General features: G+C 46.2%; 16 protein-coding genes. 8 read left to right on the top strand and 8 right to left on the bottom strand.

Annotation, left to right across the window (positions count from 1 at the left end):
- Positions 1-8 precede the first annotated feature (8 nt).
- Together ACWWD9_RS05255 and ACWWD9_RS05250 are read right to left on the bottom strand one after the other, a co-directional pair.
- Positions 9-497: a DUF7931 domain-containing protein gene (locus tag ACWWD9_RS05255; RefSeq protein WP_455867946.1), complete on the bottom strand. Its 489-nt coding sequence runs from the start codon at positions 495-497 to the stop codon at positions 9-11.
- A 23-nt stretch (positions 498-520) separates the two neighbouring features.
- The gene (locus tag ACWWD9_RS05250; RefSeq protein WP_455867945.1) at positions 521-1,672 is read right to left on the bottom strand and encodes a ribosomal protein uL16 3-hydroxylase; all 1,152 of its coding nucleotides are present in this window, start codon (positions 1,670-1,672) and stop codon (positions 521-523) included.
- 79 nt (positions 1,673-1,751) lie between these two features.
- Between ACWWD9_RS05250 and ACWWD9_RS05245 the strand changes: the two genes are divergently transcribed.
- From ACWWD9_RS05245 to ACWWD9_RS05230, 4 genes are all read left to right on the top strand, one after another.
- A complete protein-coding gene (locus ACWWD9_RS05245; protein ID WP_455867944.1) occupies positions 1,752-2,216 on the top strand; it encodes a peroxiredoxin in 465 nt (154 codons plus the stop codon).
- 10 nt (positions 2,217-2,226) lie between these two features.
- A complete protein-coding gene (locus ACWWD9_RS05240) occupies positions 2,227-2,706 on the top strand; it encodes an FKBP-type peptidyl-prolyl cis-trans isomerase (RefSeq protein WP_013442585.1) in 480 nt (159 codons plus the stop codon).
- A gap of 43 nt (positions 2,707-2,749) precedes the next feature.
- Positions 2,750-3,739, top strand: a complete 990-nt coding sequence (locus tag ACWWD9_RS05235) for a glycosyltransferase family 2 protein (protein WP_455867943.1) — start codon at positions 2,750-2,752, stop codon at positions 3,737-3,739.
- Between the two features lie 86 nt (positions 3,740-3,825).
- Entirely contained in the window at positions 3,826-4,224 is a 399-nt protein-coding gene (locus ACWWD9_RS05230) for a GtrA family protein (protein WP_455867942.1), read from the top strand.
- A 16-nt stretch (positions 4,225-4,240) separates the two neighbouring features.
- Here ACWWD9_RS05230 and ACWWD9_RS05225 read toward each other — a convergent pair whose 3' ends face one another.
- Genes ACWWD9_RS05225 through ACWWD9_RS05215 form a run of 3 tightly spaced genes read right to left on the bottom strand, consistent with a single transcriptional unit; the run spans position 4,241 to position 7,063 of the window.
- The gene (locus ACWWD9_RS05225) at positions 4,241-5,281 is read right to left on the bottom strand and encodes a glycosyltransferase (protein WP_455867941.1); all 1,041 of its coding nucleotides are present in this window, start codon (positions 5,279-5,281) and stop codon (positions 4,241-4,243) included.
- Positions 5,282-5,329: 48 nt separating this feature from the next.
- Complete coding sequence (locus ACWWD9_RS05220) at positions 5,330-6,136, bottom strand: glycosyltransferase family 2 protein (protein WP_455867940.1); 807 nt, start codon at positions 6,134-6,136, stop codon at positions 5,330-5,332.
- 24 nt (positions 6,137-6,160) lie between these two features.
- Positions 6,161-7,063 carry a glycosyltransferase family 2 protein gene (locus ACWWD9_RS05215; RefSeq protein WP_455867939.1) on the bottom strand — a complete coding sequence of 301 codons (903 nt, stop codon included), beginning with the start codon at positions 7,061-7,063 and terminating at the stop codon, positions 6,161-6,163.
- 215 nt (positions 7,064-7,278) lie between these two features.
- Here ACWWD9_RS05215 and ACWWD9_RS05210 point away from each other — a divergent pair, with 215 nt between their 5' ends.
- Positions 7,279-8,718 (top strand): MOP flippase family protein, encoded by a 1,440-nt coding sequence (locus ACWWD9_RS05210; RefSeq protein WP_455867938.1) that lies wholly within the window; start codon positions 7,279-7,281, stop codon positions 8,716-8,718.
- Between the two features lie 9 nt (positions 8,719-8,727).
- Here ACWWD9_RS05210 and ACWWD9_RS05205 read toward each other — a convergent pair whose 3' ends face one another.
- Positions 8,728-9,750, bottom strand: coding sequence for a hypothetical protein (locus ACWWD9_RS05205; RefSeq protein WP_455867937.1), 1,023 nt, complete (start codon positions 9,748-9,750; stop codon positions 8,728-8,730).
- Between the two features lie 208 nt (positions 9,751-9,958).
- On the opposite strand from ACWWD9_RS05205, the gene ACWWD9_RS05200 reads away from it, so the two are divergent.
- The 3 genes from ACWWD9_RS05200 to arsC all read left to right on the top strand — a co-directional run bounded on the left by ACWWD9_RS05200 (position 9,959) and on the right by arsC (position 13,250).
- Positions 9,959-11,818: a methanol/ethanol family PQQ-dependent dehydrogenase gene (locus ACWWD9_RS05200; protein WP_455867936.1), complete on the top strand. Its 1,860-nt coding sequence runs from the start codon at positions 9,959-9,961 to the stop codon at positions 11,816-11,818.
- A 97-nt stretch (positions 11,819-11,915) separates the two neighbouring features.
- A complete protein-coding gene (locus ACWWD9_RS05195; protein ID WP_455867935.1) occupies positions 11,916-12,818 on the top strand; it encodes a beta-1,6-N-acetylglucosaminyltransferase in 903 nt (300 codons plus the stop codon).
- Positions 12,819-12,893: 75 nt separating this feature from the next.
- Entirely contained in the window at positions 12,894-13,250 is a 357-nt protein-coding gene (gene arsC, locus ACWWD9_RS05190) for an arsenate reductase (glutaredoxin) (protein ID WP_455867934.1), read from the top strand.
- Here the strand turns inward: arsC and ACWWD9_RS05185 are convergent.
- The gene (locus tag ACWWD9_RS05185) at positions 13,247-15,223 is read right to left on the bottom strand and encodes an acyltransferase family protein (RefSeq protein WP_455867933.1); all 1,977 of its coding nucleotides are present in this window, start codon (positions 15,221-15,223) and stop codon (positions 13,247-13,249) included. The genes arsC and ACWWD9_RS05185 overlap by 4 nt on opposite strands.
- Positions 15,224-15,363: 140 nt before the next feature.
- On the bottom strand, positions 15,364-17,943 hold the full coding sequence (gene mutS / locus ACWWD9_RS05180; RefSeq protein WP_455867932.1) for a DNA mismatch repair protein MutS: 2,580 nt from the start codon (positions 17,941-17,943) through the stop codon (positions 15,364-15,366).
- Positions 17,944-18,026: the final 83 nt, after the last annotated feature.

Genomic DNA, 18,026 nt, shown 5'->3' with positions numbered 1-18,026 from the left:
GTCATATTTCATAACCCCAGGGGTGTGGTACTGATCTGATGATGAGTGAGCTGCAACAGTTCCTCAAACCGCAAGCCAAGCAATCTGGCCGTAGCAGTATCGTTCAAGCTGAATTTGAACCTCACCTGGTCCACATGGAATCGCCGCAAGTAAGCATGATCATCCGCCAATACAAAACTGTCACTCACGCGTTTACCCTCGTCGTTCGTCTCATAGACTGTCATCGCATGCTGATATTGCCGCATCAAACCGAGAAGCCGTGGACAGCGATCCAGCAGGTATCGGGTATCCTGCAGCACCAATGTCACCTTGGCAGCGGGCTGTCTCACCAGCAAGTCTCTTAGACGTGAAACATTGTCGGCGGCTTCAAATCCGCCAAAGGTCAGATCAGGGTCAAAAATAAACAGCTTGTGCTGGGCATGCGCCAGCACTGCCGTCAGCGCTGCTTCATACTCGCGCCTGCTGGTTAATACCGTGTTTTCTGGTAAAGAACTCATGGCATCCTCCCCTGTGAAGTGCGCTATAGAAACCCGACGTAACCCGCCTGGTACCAATCATGTAACAGCGAGAGCAGCTCAGCGTCTTTGATCTCCTGTGGTTCAATCTGCCGTCGATCTGCCAGTGAACTCAGGAGCGGGCGCGCTGGCTCATGCATATCCACCTTTTCGCCATTGATAAACAAAGCATCGCGAAAGAACAGCATCTGCGTTTTGAGATCAAGCGCCAGTGCGTGTGTTTGCAGTTTTTTGGCGAATGTAGCAGGACGCATGGTGGGCGGCACATCAAACACCACATGTGGCTTGGGCTCCGACAGATAACACCCCAGAAAATGCGCAATGTCTTCCGGTTGCCAGCGCAGTGGCTCCAGCATATTGGCTACCCGATTCAGCATGCCAACGCTGATTTCTGCAGGATGGGCTTGCAGGCTGAGGTCGGGGTCTGCGTACATGCCCTCCAACGCACGACGCTCCTGCAAATACGCCAGAAACTCACTGCCCAGCTCCTGTGCAGAGGGAGCGCGGAAGCCAATTGAATAGGTCATGCAATCGCCAACGGCAATACCCCAATGCGCCAGATGAGGTGGCAAATACAGCATGTCACCGGCTTCCAGCACCCACTCCTGGGCAGTATCAAAACGCTGCAATATGCGCAGTGGTGCGCCTTCGACAATGGCCAGATCCCGCTGCTCACTGATGCGCCAGAGGCGACTACCCTGCCCCTGCAGCAAAAAAACATCATATGAATCAAAATGCGGCCCAACGCCTCCGCCACTGGGCGCATAGCTCACCATCAAATCATCCAGCCGGGCATGAGGAATAAAAGAAAATTGCTGCAGCAACGCCATGGCCGATGGCAAATGATGATTGACGCCCTGCACCAGCAACGTCCAGTTTTTTTGCGGCAGCTTGGCAAACACCTCTTCCGCAAAAGGGCCCTGACGCAAACGCCATTGCCCCTTCACCTGGCTGACCAGGCGCGCCTGGGCATCCTCCTCGCAAGCCAGACCCGCCAGTTCATCCGGGCTGAGCAAACCCGCAAAGTCGGGGATGGCGCCGCGAATCAGCAACGGTTTTTTTTGCCAATACTCCGCCAGGAATGTTTCTGCGGAAATGCCGCCCAGCAAGGCCAGTGGCTGCTCGCCTGTCTGGGGCGTTTTATCTGTTTTTTTCATCCAATCATCCTACTGTGTAGCGACTTGCCAATAAAAAATAGGTTAGAATTTGATCACACTCATTTACTGCAAGGTCAAGATGTTGCAGCTTGGTGCACCGGCTCCTGATTTTTCCCTCTTTGACGCAGACATGGAGCTTTTCAAGCTCTCCGATGTTCGCGGCAAAAACATCGTCCTTTACTTCTATCCCAAGGATGATACGCCGGGCTGCACCGTGGAAGCCATCGAATTCAGCGACCACGAAGAGGATTTTGCCCGCTATAACACCTTGATTGTCGGTGTCAGCAAAGACGACTGTCTCAGCCACGCCACATTCCGCGACAAACACGGACTCGCCATCACGCTACTCGCCGATGAAGAACGTAAAGTCTGCGAAAAATACAAGGTATGGCAAGAAAAAGAGAAAGACGGCATCAAAAAAATGGGGATAGTACGTTCTACCTTCATTATTGATGCCAAAGGTGTACTGCGTCACATGCAATATGGTGTCACGGCCAAAGGCCATGCACTGGAAATACTGAACATTATCAAAACTTTGGACTGAAAGAACCGCTATGCAAATTACCATGAACACTGTTGTCTCCATGACCTACGAACTTCGCAACAGCGAAGGCGAAATCCTGGAGTCCAGCACCGACCCCGTGAGCTATTTGCATGGCGGTTATGACAACATCTTCCCGCGTGTTGAAGAAGAGCTGCACGGCAAATCCGTGGGCGATACCGTAGAAATTACCCTCGAGCCCTCCGATGCCTTCGGCGACTATGACGAAGAGCTGGTGCAAATGGAACCCGCCTCGGCATTCCCCAGCAAAGACCTCAAGGTTGGCATGCAGTTTGAAGGTGAAGACGAAACCGGCGAAGTGATCCTCTACACCATCACCAACATCGAAAACGGCAAAGTCATCGTCGATGGCAACCACCCATGGGCAGGCGAGCGCGTGCTATTCAAGTGTACGGTAACCGGCGTGCGCGAAGCAGGCAAGGAAGAAGTCGAGCACGGTCACGTGCATGGCGCCGGCGGCCATCACCACTAAGCCTCCCAACTCAGCCAGCCATCAATAGTGCAACGCGGTATTGATGGCCCCCTTTGATACTCTGCACTATGACTTTAAATGTAACAGCGGAATTATTTTGGAAAAGACATTTGAAGCTTTATCAGTAGCCGTGCTGGTGCCGTGCTACAACGAAGGTTTAACCATCACCAAAGTCGTCACCGACTTTAAAAAAGCACTCCCCTCCGCCAACATCTACGTTTACGACAACAATTCAAAAGATGACACCCTTGCCAAAGCGCAAGCCGCTGGTGCCATTACCAAAAAAGAACATCTTCAAGGCAAAGGCAATGTCGTCAGACGCATGTTTTCCGACATCGAGGCGGATGTCTATATCATGGTGGATGGCGACGATACCTATGATGCATTTATCGCCCCGCAACTGGTCCGCTTATTAATTGATGAGGACCTGGATACCCTGAACGGTGTGCGGATATCCGAGGTCGATGAATCCTACAGAAATGGTCATCGCTTCGGTAACTGGATGCTGACTACCATGGTAGCGAAACTGTTCGGGCAATCCACCAAAGACATGCTCACCGGATACCGGGTTTTCTCGCGCAGATTCGTCAAGTCATTTCCTGTAACGGCCTCTGGTTTTGAGATTGAAACCGAACTGACAGTCCATACCCTGGAACTAAAAATGCGCAGTATGGATGTCGAAACAAACTATGGTGCCCGGCCCGAGGGTTCAACCAGCAAACTCAGCACCTACAAAGATGGCTTCAAGATTTTGTGGATGATCATCAAGCTAATCAAACTTGAGCGCCCATCTCTATTTTTCTATTCACTAAGCGTTCTCTTTTTCGTTGCCTCAGTTGTTCTGTTCTACCCCGTATTCATCGACTATTTAAATACCGGACTTGTAGTTCGTTTCCCTACCGCCATTCTATCTGGTTTAGTAATGGCACTTTCGATATTGAGCTTAATGAGCGGCTTAATATTAGCCACAGTGACTCAAGGTAGAAAAGAGGTTAAACAATTAGCCTACATGAATACGGATAGATTTATCTAATGAATAAAACATGTGACCATCTCCGTATGTCTTCAATGTACATATTTTTCAATATCTAAAAATGAATTAATAATGTTGGCAAACCCATGACTAACAACACATTTCCTTTAAAATTTATAAAATTTGGTGTTGTTGGTGTGATCGTTTTAGGATTTGATGCTCTGACTTTCTGGTTGCTGTTATTCATTATATCTTCACCCCTCCTGGCAAGAGTCATAAGCGTATCAGCTTCCATATGTTTTTCATGGCTATTGAATCGTAGTTTCACGTTCCAATACTCCCACAAAAAAGCCAGCCTAGGAGAATTGGGGAAATTCGCTTTATCGCAACTCCCCGGTGCAATCATCAATGCCATGGTATCTGTTCTTGCTTTCCACTTTCTCCCTTATCTAAAAGGGAATCCATGGATAGCTGTAGCCATAGGCAGTTGTGCAGGCATGATCCTTAATTTCTCGATTGCCAACTTTTATGTATTCAAAAAATAAAAAAGGCTGTACAGCATTATTTTTTCCACCAGACTAAACGTTTCTTCAACTGGTGTTTGAAAGTGACCGTTTCATCTGTACGTTCCTCTCGATAACGCAATCTGAAACATGCATACTTCAGTACATAAGTAAGGATATTGTTAGTAAATATCGCCTTACGGAATGCACGCTCACGTTCAACTGAGCCCTTATCAATTACACCCGACAGCGCATCAAACAGCTGATCTGCTGTATCTCCCCATTTTGCATCACTTTCCAATTTGCATCCGTGATTGGAATAAGGCACAGGATCAAACAAAGGGATCTGATAGCGAATGGCCGCATTTTTGGCAAGATATTGTGATATCTGCAAGGCCACCTTACGCTGATCGACAGCTTTGCTAATAGAGACATTCTGTCCGTGCCACCTGTATAGAATTAACGGCTCGTCTAGATTTAAACAGCGCTTGCTGATGGCGAGCAAACCAAACAAGAAGTAGTCTTCCGCTAGGGAAGGCACATGGATTTGATCTTCGTTGGGTAAACATTTGAGAAAGTCCTCCCCATACCGGATGTGCTCTTGTTGAATATGCGATAAACGCATGCTAACCGTAGGATGAATAACGGGGTTATAGAAGAAGATAGCAGCTGATATTGCCTCAACACCTACCGCCACTTTATGTTTACCGAGTGACTTGCCCGTCCCATCAATCTTGAGCGCCTGGCCGCCTACCACCGTAATGTCAGGATGGGCAAGAAAAGCTCGCTCCGTGAGCTCCATACGAGATGGAAGTGCCACATCGTCCGAGTCCAGTCGCATGACATACGCAGCATTACAAATCTTAAGACCTTCATTCAGCAATCCTGAAAGTCCCACCGCATCAGGGAATGAATATAGCTCAATGCGTTTATCTACCTTAATCAACGCATTGACGATATTTAAAGTCTCATCAGTGGAACCATGATCAAGAACCAGTAAACGCCAATTTTTTTCAGTTTGATTAATAACGCTATCAATGGCCTCACGAATAAAAGCTTCGCCATTTTTAACTGGCATCAACACATCAAATTTTGCCACACACATGTCCTTTTTATTTCCATAAAACTAACGATTTTTAACCAACTATTAAAAATAGCGAGAGGATTTATGGGGAGGCCTTAATCTCATTAGAATTAATTGAAAAGCTACTTTTAATCGAAATAATGCTTTAGGAAAATCACGACGACCTATGGACCACATTACTTTCAGTAGCCACAAACCTACATTTTTCAATGATCTTCTAGATGGATCGACATAATATGCCAATGCAATTTCCTCATTCAATTTCTTTGTATAGTTAAATCTGGCATTGAGATAAGCCACGTGTGAACTATGAACAGCGACAATAGGCTTTCTGTAGCGTTTAAAATAACGCACAGACCACTCCTGATCTTCCGCTGAAAAGACCTCTTCTCGAAAAGGAAGCTCTTTTGCATACTCTACCGGCATAAAACTGCATGAATTATTAAGAGCATTTTCGCCGTTGAAATTTGATGGCGTAACGACACGCACCACCCATTTATTGTCTGCCACAGGGTCCCAACTTATGCAACCAACCTCGCATTCATTCTGCTGAAGAGAAGTAAGCAAATTTTCAATGACATGAGGTGAGTTTAATAATACATGTGAACTGATAATTAACACATATTTAGTCTTGCATTGTGCTATTCCTAAGTTGATTGCCCTAGAAAAATTAAACTCATTGTCAGAAATATCGACCAGTTGATCGACCTTTGAGCTTAGCTCATGCAATGCTTCATTCGAGGTGCCACTATCTACTGCCATAATGTAAGCAGGAGGCACAGTCTGCTTCTTTAACTTTTCAATAACATCAAAAACAAGGGGCGCACTGTTATATGTGCGGATAAGGGCCGTGTATTCAATATTTTGCATATCTTTGTTCATAAAATGGTTAATTTATCGGGTATTAAAAAGATTTTTTATTACCTTAATTACCAAATATTTAAACTTTCCTAAAAAGAATTGTCCAGAAATCGCTGCTTCAAAAAGCAATATAAATGCACCTTTTACTGAACGGTTAAGTACCAAGGGGAAGATATTATCCATAATAAAATAATGATATGCCCTAGGTAAAATAAGAAGTTCAACAGACTTCAACCATTTCAAGGTAAAGCCATCATCCTTAATAATGCCCACATGCTGATTCTTATCCCCATGTCCTCGTGCATACAAAGGATCAAGCACGGGAAGATAAAAACTGACCCCCTGCGCCTGAGCTCTGAATACAAAATCCAAGTCTTGATGTCTTGGCAATTTATCAGTAAATTTGATGCGATTGAAAAGCTCTTTTCGCATTAACCAACCACTAGTTTGCACATCCTGATTGTCAAGAAAAATATACTCCTCCAGCTTCTCTCCACTTTTTAAGTTTCGAACTGGATTTTGTTTGTGACCATTAATAGGGTATTCTAATTTTGCTGTAGCATAAGAAATAATAGGTTGATTGCTTACCTCTCGCTCTAAATGCTTTTGAAGCTGGACTTCCAATTTTTTTGGAAACCATTCATCATCACTATCGAGAAAAGCGACAAATTCCCCTTTAGCTAACTTCACGCCGTTATTACGGCCAGTTGCCGCCCCTGAATTCTCAGGATTTTGAATTAATATAACCTGCTGATTATAATCCTTGAAAAAATGCCCCAATCGCTCATAACTATCATCTTTGGAACGATCATCAACGACTATAATCTCGATATTTTTATATGTTTGATTTAAAACACTCTTAACGGCCCTGCAAGTAGAGTCATATCGATTGTATGTTGGAATGATTACCGATACTAAAAAATCTGCATTTAACATTTACAAGACCTTGTTTTAATTAACTGTAATCTTCATTATTGATATCTACTAATCAACTAACACATGAAAAATATTTTTGTAAATTATATGTATTTTTGTTTTCAGTATTAATAAAATTACCATTACCTGTATACATATAATATATTATCTAAAGGGTAGAAGCTTACCATCATTTTTTGAACCCAAACCCAGTAGAATATTGAATATTTATCAAAATGAGCCAATTAATAAGCAGCGTTAGATGGGTGGGGATATCCCAAGCCTCAAAAATACTGTTTCAGCTAGCAAGTATGGCTATCCTGGCAAGATTGTTACCCCCATCCGATTATGGGGTGATGGCAATGGCCTCTGTAGTTACCACTCTAGCAGGGATGTTACGCGAGATGGGAACTGGCACAGCGATCATTCAAAAGCAGGAACTCACTCCGGAGGTCATGTCGACAGTATTTTGGCTAAATATGGCCATGGGAACTGTTTTAGGGCTTGTCCTTTGGCTGACAAGCCCACTGATTGCCATATTTTTTAAAGAGCCTCAACTTGTCGGGGTTTTGACATTAATGGCCATCATTTTCCCCATCAGCAGCTCAACCACTGTTCACCAAGCCCTTTTAGAAAGATCATCAAAATTTAAGGTGCTGACAATTATGGATTTGATGACACAGGCAGCCGGACTGGGTGTTGCCATCATTGCAGCGCTTAATGGTGCCGGAGTATATAGCTTTGTTATTCCAGCCATCGTAACTTCATTGATTTCCAGTGTTTGGTTATGGTCACATTCAGGCTGGACTCCGCGGCTGCTATGGAGTACCCATGAATTTAAAGTTCTGCTCCATTTCACAGGAAACCTAACCGCATTTAATTTTGTAAATTATTTTTCCCGCAATGCCGACAGCATGGTAATTGGTCGCATGTTAGGTTCAGTAGCATTGGGTACATACTCAATGGCATATAAATTGATGCTATTCCCAGTACAGAACTTAACTTGGGTGGTGAATCGTGTACTTCTTCCCACCTTAAGCAGATTACAAAATAATAAAGACGAAGCAAAAACGCTTTATCTAAAATCATTAAACATGATTGTTACGCTAACAGCACCAATGATGGTGGGCCTATGGGTACTGCGTGAGCCTTTTGTTGCCGTTGCATTTGGACCAAAGTGGACAGCTGTAGTCGCTATTCTGGCGTGGCTTGCACCTGTCGGCCTAATTCAGTCTGCAGTTAGTACTACTGGCACCGTTTTCACTGCTTATGGAAAAACCAATCTTATGTTTAAACTGGGCTTACTCGGCACAGTTATTAATGTTACGTCCTTTTTGATCGGCGCCCAATACGGCCTGGTAGAACTAGCGTTCTTCTACTTTGTGGGGAATTTTTTAAATGCGATTGTGTGTAGCCACTTTACTGTAAAAACGCTTTCAAGTTCACTCAAAGAACTTATTAACACAATTAAAGCTCCCATCCTTTCAGCAAGCATGATGGGCCTTATCACTTACCCTCTTACTTTAATAATGATCAGCAAAGGTTATCCATCCATATTAACTGTTGCATTAATCAGCATTACGGGTGCATTAATATATTTTTTACTTCTGATAAAAGTATTCAATCAATCACTCGACAATATGATTAAACTCTTGTGGAAATCAAAAACATCTTAAAAGATTTTATCAAATGTCGTTGATACCTAATGCCATAACAATAGACTTACAAACCCGTGCATCCCCAAAATTTTCAATTATATTAGAATCATCTTTGACGAAATCTCTAGAATAATTCATAGAACTGATAATGGTACAAAGAGAAGGTAAGTCTGGCTCGACATGAAGCATATCTTCACCGACAACTGGCTGAACCCACTCAAGAAATTTTGTACTCACCGCAAAGACCTTTTTATGAATACTAAGCGCATAAAAAAAACTGCCACTTACCACCATGTCATCATCTGAATGAGATAGAACGAGCCCCTTTGATCCCTCAATAAGATATTGAGCGATGTCGTCATCAATAAAACCTGGTTTAAATATAACATTAGACTTTAAATCTAATTCGCCCTCCAGTTCCCTCGCATACAACTCATCTCCAACAGAGCCGATTATCAAAAGGCATTGATTATCGGGGAAATGCTTAATGAGCTCTTCTATTTTCTTGTATCGAACAATTCGTCCGAATACCACAAAATAATTTTGAGGTAATGCGTAGTCCAAAACAGGAGTTTTTGTTATAGGTCTTATTTCATATAATGGATGCGGACAATATATTTTTGCTCCTTCCGCCTCCGCACCTGAATGCGTGATGATGCAATCAAAAAGTCTTTCATACACGTCAATGATTCTTTTCAAGAGCTCTGCGTGCTCTGAAGCTGTTGCATGTGGATAATGGTTATGACGAACAAAGACTGATCTGCGCGCCAACTTACTAATGAGGAATGTCTTGATAAATATTTTGGCAGTCTTAAATACAGCCAATTTTCCATTTGATTTAATAAAATCATTTTCGATGAAATTAAACCAAACCGTATCATAAACAGAAAAATTTCCTTGAAATGCTTTTATAAGCGCTAGCTTAAGACTGGGCATTGCTTCAATCTTTGCATATTTTGAGATTAAACCTTTCATTCTCGAGATATAGGCATTTGTTTTATCGTTTTCTGGATAAAATGCCACTCTTCTTTCGGCTATATTTTGAGACATTTGAACATTCATGGTATGAGAAACTATTAAGCTGCGCTTTGATGTTGATGATTCAAGCAATTATTATTCCCAAATTACACCAGTTAATGCCAAACCAGTATGGTTAAGACGGTCTATTGACAAAGTAGTAAAAATGCTAAAACCCTTCAAGTACATATTATCAGCATATGATGTCATCGTTTTTTAACTCCGTACGTTTTAACTTCCAATGAAATATCAATGGTCAGCTCTCATTATCGTGCTTGCATGCGGCATTTCTTCTGCAAATGCTGTTGATAAGAGACAATATGCCCGCTGGTGGCCATCACCTCGAGGTGATAGCTATAACCAGGGGTATAGCCATCTTTCTCAGTTGACGAACGCCAATGTTTCTCAGTTGAACCTGGCCTGGACCTTCTCCACCGGCATCACGCGCGGGCATGAAGGGGCACCTTTGGTCATCGGCAATATTCTGTATGTGCACACGGCATTCCCCAATAACGTCTATGCACTGGACTTGAACCATCAGCAGAAAATCCTCTGGTCTTATTTTCCCAAGCAGTCGGACGATATACAGGGCATCCTATGCTGCGACAATGTCAGTCGTGGCCTGGCTTATGGCGACAACAAGATTTTTTTGCAGCAGAACAATGGCATGCTGGTCGCACTGGATAGTCATAGCGGACAAAAGGTATGGGAAAAGCAGGTCAATGATCCCAAAACTGGAGCCACCAACACCAACGCCCCTTATGTATTCAAAGATAAAGTACTGACGGGCTGTAGCGGTGGTGAATTTGGTGTGCGCTGCTTTCTGGCGGCCTACGCCATCAAGGATGGGCGTGAGGTCTGGAAAGCCTACAGCATGGGGCCGGATGAGGATGTTCGCATAGGCCCCGATTTCAATCAGGCTAATCCGCATTACAGTGCCCTCTCCGTTTACGAGGATGTGAATGGCGGCAACAAGGAAGGCGGCGCCTTCAAGGCCTTAAGCAAAGATCGGCTGGCATACCAGGAAAAAAATCTTGGCGTACGCACCTGGCTGAAGCCACAAGCCGCAGGCAATGGTTGGGAGCATGGCGGTGGGCCAGTCTGGGGATGGTTTTCGTATGATCCGGCACTCAATCTGGTGTACTACGGTACCGGCAACCCCTCGGTATGGAATCCCGATGTGCGGCCCGGCGATAACAAATGGGCAATGACGCTGTTCGCCCGCGATCTGGATACTGGCATGGCGAAATGGGGCTATCAGCTCACCCCGCATGACGAATGGGATTATGACAGCGTAAATGAGGTCATTTTATGGGATCACGGCAAGCAAAAACTGGCGACGCATTTTGATCGCAATGGCTTTGCCTACACACTGGATAGACGTGATGGCACCTTGCTCGTTGCTGCCAAAATGCATCCCTTTGTTAATTGGGCAACGCATGTAGACCTCGCTACGGGCGTGCCGCAAAAAGATCCGCGCTACTCCACGCATGAAGATCAGGAGACTGCCAACATTTGCCCCGCAGCCCTCGGGGCGAAAGACGAGCAGCCTGCGGCTTATTCTCCGAAAAGCGGCCTGTTTTATGTCCCGCTTAATCACCTTTGCATGCGGTATGAAGCCGTCGAAGCGAAGTACGTCGCCGGGCAACCCTGGGCTGGCGCCAGCCTGACCATGTTCCCCGGACCGGATGGTGTCATGGGGGGCTTCATGGCGTGGGATGGACTGAAAGGTCAGCCCAAATGGTATAACCGCGAACCTTATCCCGTATGGGGCGGAGCGCTGGCAACGGCAGGGAATCTGGTGTTTTACGGCACGCTGGATCGTTGGTTCAAAGCCCTGGATGCGCGCAATGGGAAGTTGCTATGGCAGTTTCAGGTGGGCTCGGGCGTGGTGGGCAATGCCATGACCTACGCCCATCATGGCAAGCAATACATCGGTGTGTATTCAGGCATCGGCGGCTGGGCAGGCATTGCATTGAATCAAGGGCTTACCCAGGATTCAGACGGCGCTGGCACGGCAGGCGCATTCCGCGACCTCGCGAAATACAATGCCGCGCCAGGCGGAGGCGCCTTGAATGTATTTGCGCTAAAAAATCCCTGATTTATCACAAAAATAGCGACCGCCATGCAAAAATGTAACGCGTAGGATAAATAAAGCCATTTAATTCTAATCAATAAAGAAGTTCAGGATGCACGCCATGAAAATTGCCTATCTTATTTTGGCTCATAATACGCCTCACCATCTAAAAAGGCTGATAGAGGCTCTTGCAAGCGATGATGCATATTTCTTTATACACCTTGATGCCAAATCTGATATGAACAAATATTCAGACATCGCACATCCGCACATCCAATTTACTTCACATCGCACTGATGTATTTTGGGGTGACTTTTCCCAAGTGGAAGCCACTTTGAGCCTGATCAGAGACGCGTTGCAATCTCCTACTAGGGTTGATCGATTGGTATTACTTAGCGGAGCAGACTACCCTGTGAGATCAAGAGAGTATATTGAATCTCATTTTGCTGCCAACCCTGACAAGGAGTTTATTGAATTTGTAGCCATGAACACTCCTGGTGCAGACAAATCAACAGCCAGGCTCGATGAGTACAGATTGCGCCCCAAACGTAATCTCGTGATCAGAGTAATTCATAGACTGTTATATACCTTAAGAATATTTCCCTTACACCGCGATCACACAAAACACCTTCAAGGTTTAATCCCTTATGCTGGCTCCAATTGGTGGGCTCTGACGATGGATGCCTGCCAATATGTGCTTGATTACTGTAAAAGAAACCCGGGGTTTGTTAAGTTTTTTCAGCACACTGGCTGCTCAGACGAAACTTTCTTTCACACCATTTTGGGTAACTCAAGATTTAAAGAAAAAATTGAAAGGAATTTCACATACGCTGACTGGAGTGCAGGAAAAGCAAGCCCGGAGTTTATATCAGAAAAACATCTTCCATTTTTAACTACTGATCCAAAATTTTCTGATAATTCAATTTACGGTGGAGGAGAGATATTTTTCGCAAGAAAGTTCAGAGACGATTCAGCTGAACTTGTAAATAAAATCATTGAATCCAGAAAAAAAAGCCCTAATTAAATTAGTCTTAATTTCCACCATAAAAACTCAGAGTGAATAGGCAAGCACGCTCTTTTGTAAATTTGGAGAATTTCTTTGATCAACGTCATTATTTACCACAATCCTAAATGCAGTAAGTCGCGAGAAACCCTGGCGTTGATTCAAAATGCAGGTATTTCGCCCAATGTAATTGAGTACCTGAATACACCACCAGACAGTACAACCATCGAGCAATGGCTAAAAGACAGCCGTATGGAAGCAAGGGACTTGTTGCGTACTAATGAAGAAATCTATCAGGAATTGAATCTGAGTGACCTCTCATTATCAGATGAGGATTTAATCGCCGCTATGGTTAGCCACCCTGTGCTGATTAACCGGCCTATTGTCGTTACGCCTCATGGCACTCGCTTGTGCAGGCCCGCTGAGCGAGTGCTGGAGATATTGAAGCCTTAAAAATAACGGCTTAGGACATCCCCACGCTGGATAATCCATTTGGGGTAAAAATGATCCTTATCATGAAATACCTGCATCTTGAGTTCTTCATCGTAAATCTTGCATGTGTTATCCGCACACAAGTTCTCAAGTAATGATTCAGATGAAATAATACCGGGATACTTTTGTGCATACTCATCAAAAAGAGATGAGAACTCGGCTATTTCCTCCTGAAAATGTTGTTTGTCGATCAGCACATTGGCGTTAGTGTTCCAATACATTTTGCGGTAGATATATTGTGGCACCGAGTGCGGAAAACTTGGCGTACCACCTATCATGACAATATGAATATTTCGTTCAGCCGCCTTTTCAAGCTCTGCTCGCAGTACCGCGATAGGCGACTCGTCGGCAGGAAGACCGATGGTGGCCAAGCAACGATCGCCCTGGACCAAACACATTCCTGTCGTGTTCTTTGAAATCCCTGCCCAATTCGCTGATACAAATACGACATCATATTTGCCGGAGAGCGCTTTACTCCATGCCGCAGTAGAATATTGATCGCAGAAAAATCCCGGAACAGTTCTATTGAACCCTGGCACGGTAGGGCAACCAAGGGAGATAAAGAAATCTGTCGTGTACGGAGCTTTCTTTAGAAACCATGGATACAAATGCTGAGCGTGGGAGTCCCCAATCACGAGTGCTTTTTTGTTTGTACTTTTATCAATGGTACACGCTGTTAATTGATTAGCAGGCTTTCGATCATTTCCGCAGGGCTTTGGCAGTTTGAGTGATTCAGATTTACTCTGCAGTTGTGCGTAAAAATCGGCGTTATCTCTTACCCTGATATCGAGACCGTTAGTGAGGCTTAAGCCAAACGCCATGATGCCAGGAACAATGATAAGGGCCAGAGACTTCTTTACTATAGATATCTGACTGACGGGGTTCTTCTTACTAAAGTATTTCTCAACATAATTAAACGATAAAAAACCTAAAAGTATCGATATAAGAACACCGGAAATTTTTGCAAGACCAGTATATTTTTCTAATACCAAGGTGATTGTAAAGGCAATCACTAAGGGCCAATGCCATAAATAAATCGAATATGACCATAAGCCTATTTTTTGCAAGATTGGGTTATTAAACAGCACATTATCTCTATCTTTTGCGATCAACAGCACGAATGCCCCAAACACGGGAAAAAACGCATAGAAACTGGGCCAGAATTGCTCAAGTTTGAATTGCCTGACCGCAAAAAATGAAAGGATGATGATGGCGATTCCCAACAATCCAAGAAAACTACGTTGTCGCTTTGAAAATTCAACATGTCGAAAACCGATAAATGCAAGCCCGCCTGCGATCATTTCCCAGGCGCGCAATGGCAATGCAAAAAAAGCAGTAGATGGGCTTTTCTGGGAATAGACAATGCAAAATACAAATGAGACCAGAAATAGAACAACTAGTGATGTAAACATTCCGCGTTGAATGCTAATGGCTTTTGTTAAATTTCTTCTGGATAAACCCGTATAAATTAAGCCGATAATGAAGGGGTAAATCATATAAAACTGCCACTCGACCGACAGTGACCAGGTATGGAGTAACCATCGAGTATCATCGTCTCCTGCAAAATATCCTGAAGAGCCAAGGTAATAATGGTTTGAGATAAACAACACCGCATAGAGGACCTGTTTAGCAAGAATCATTGCATCCCATGGAGGCAAAATTACAGCGCCGGCTATTAAAAGAGTCAGCAACATCACTCCCATTGCCGGCCATATACGTTTAACGCGCGACATTAAAAACTGGGAGTAATTAAAAGTGTTACTTTCTTTTCCCGTAACAATGATCTGTGTCATCAAGAATCCAGAGATCACAAAAAACACATCGACCCCAATAAATCCTCCCTGAGAAAGCGGCATTTTGAAGTGGTAAAAAATCACCATCAACACACTGAATGCACGTAAAAAATTAATATCAGTACGGAATTTATTGATCATATTTAGAGGTAGTGAAATAGGGGCATGAATAAGGGATTAAAGCATTATTACTTAACAGATTTCCTATGACGGCTATCGTTAATTAAACAGATACGATGCATCATGTGGCGTAATGTGACCATGAGGTAAGCACACCCCGGTTAGAGCATAGCTCGCAGGCGATACAGCGCCTCCAGCGCCTGCTTGGGCGTCAGATCATCAGGGTCAAGGCGCTCCAGTTCAGCCAGTGCGGGCGATACTTCCACTTGAGGCTCGGCGGCAGCTTGCTGGCTGAACATATCGCTTTGCGGGCCTGCCTGTATATTCTGCTTCTCAAGTTGCACCAGTTTGCGTTTGGCTGCATTGACTACGGAGCGTGGAATACCCGCCAGTTGGGCGACTTGCAGACCGTAACTCTGGCTGGCTGGACCTTCTTGCACGGCGTGCAGGAAAACGATGCCATTGCCATGTTCTACCGCATCCAGATGCACATTGGCGGCTTGCTTGAAATCCTCCACGAGCCGCGTCAGCTCAAAGTAATGAGTAGCAAACAAAGTGTAGCTGCGATTGCGCTCCAGCAGTTGGCGGGCGACGGCCCAGGCCAGCGAGAGGCCGTCGAACGTCGAGGTGCCTCGCCCGATTTCATCCAGCAAGACCAGGCTGTGCTCGGTGGCGTTATGCAGGATGTTGGCGGTTTCGGTCATTTCCACCATGAAGGTCGAGCGACCACCGGCCAGGTCATCCGAAGCGCCTATGCGGGTAAAGATGCGATCCACTTGCCCGATACGCGCGGCCTTGGCGGGGACAAAGCAACCGCAATGCGCCAGCAGCACAATCAGCGCAGTCTGCCGCATATAGGTCGATTTACCGCCCATATTGGGGCCGGTGATCAACAGCAACTGCCGATATGGCGTTAGCTGCACATCGTTGGCGATAAAGGGTTGCGCCAGTTGCTCCACCACCGGGTGACGGCCAGCGGTGATCTGAATACCCGCTTCAGCGGTAAATTCGGGTTGCACATAGTTCAGAGCCTGAGCGCGCTCGGCAAAGGTGGCGATAACATCCAGCTGGGCCACGGCGTGGGCATTGGCTTGCAGGGCTTGAATATAGGGCGCCAGCGCATCAAGCAAAGCGTCATACAACGCTTTTTCGCGCGCCAGCGCACGCTCATTGGCGGAGAGCACTTTGTCTTCAAAGGTCTTGAGCTCGGGCGTAATAAAACGCTCGGCGTTTTTAAGGGTCTGCCGGCGGCGGTATTCGGCAGGGGCATGCTCGGCCTGCGCGCGGCTGATTTCAATGTAAAAGCCATGAACGCTGTTGTATTCCACCTTGAGGTTGGTCAAGCCGGTGCGGGCGCGTTCTTCTGCCTCAAATTTGAGCAGGAATTCACCACAATTGGTTTGTATGCCACGCAGTTCATCCAGCTCTGCATCATAGCCATCGGCAATCACCCCGCCCTCACGCAGCACGGATGAGGGCTCGGGGCGTATAGCTGCAGCAAGCAAGGATGTCACCTCGGCGGGCGGCTGCAGCAAGGCCATCGCCTGCTGCAATAGTGCGGATGGCAAGCCGGACAGAGACTGCTGAAGTTCCGGTAATTGCTGCAGGCTATCGCGCAGGCCGGAAAGATCGCGTGGACGCGCGCTTTTCAAGGCCACGCGCGCGGTAATACGTTCGATATCGCCAATGTTGTTAAGCAGGCGCCGGGGGGCTTGCAGAGCATCGCCTTGCAATAGCGCAGCAACGGCCTCCAGACGTGCCTGTATCGCCGCATGATCCCGCAGGGGGTGATGCAGCCAGTGCCGTAGCAAGCGTGCGCCCATGGCGGTGCGGCAGGTGTTCAGCAGCGAATACAGGGTGGGCGCGGGTTCGCCACGCAGGGTTTGGTCTATCTCAAGATTGCGACGACTCGCAGCATCAAACTGAATATATTCGCCGCTCTGCTCCACCGACAAGGCATTGATATGCGGCAAACTACTCCGCTGTGTGTGCCGCACGTAATCCAGCAAGGCGCCTGCGGCCGAGATGGCCTGGGTCAGGTCGGCACAGCCAAAGCCAGCGAGGTCATGCGTATTGAATTGTTGCGTGAGCAACTGCGTGGCGGAGTCGAGATCAAATTGCCATGGCGCCAGGCGTTTTTTCGGGCATTTCAGCGCTTCAATGCTGGGGTGCTGGTATCCATCAGCCAGCAGCAATTCAGCAGGAGCAATACGCTCCAGTTCCTGCGCCAAAAGACCTGGGGCAACTTCAGTGAGCACAAGTTGCCCGGCAGCCAGGTTAATGCGGGCGAGACCGACAATCCCCTCCCCGGCCGATACGGCGACCAGCAGATTATCGCGAGTGTCATCCAGCAAGGCACTATCGGTGAGGGTGCCTGGCGTCAGGATGCGCGTGACTTGCCGCTCTACCGGACCTTTGCTCTTGGCCGGGTCACCGATCTGCTCGCAAATCGCCACCGCCTCGCCCAGTTTGGCCAGCTTGGCCAGGTATTGCTCAGCGGCATGATAAGGCACACCGGCCATGCGTATGGGCTCGCCATTGGAAGCACCACGCTTGGTGAGAGTAATGCCCAGCAGCCTGGCAGCTTTCTCGGCATCATCATGGAACAGCTCATAAAAATCGCCCATGCGATAAAACAGCAGCATGTCAGGATATTGCGCCTTGATCCCCAGATATTGGCGCATCATGGGCGTATGATTTTCAGCAGATGGGCTTGGCGTATCGACAGCAGTGGTGGTCATGGGTTGAGCAGTGATTCCGTAGCGGAGTTAGTGCGCTGTTAAAGCCGCATTTTCTTGTTAACATGCAAAGCATGCTCTCTGAA

The organism is Methylovorus sp. SPW-M1 (assembly GCF_053848825.1).
The sequence above is the reverse complement of the archived record's forward strand: the minus strand, read 5'-3'. Positions and strand labels throughout refer to the sequence as shown.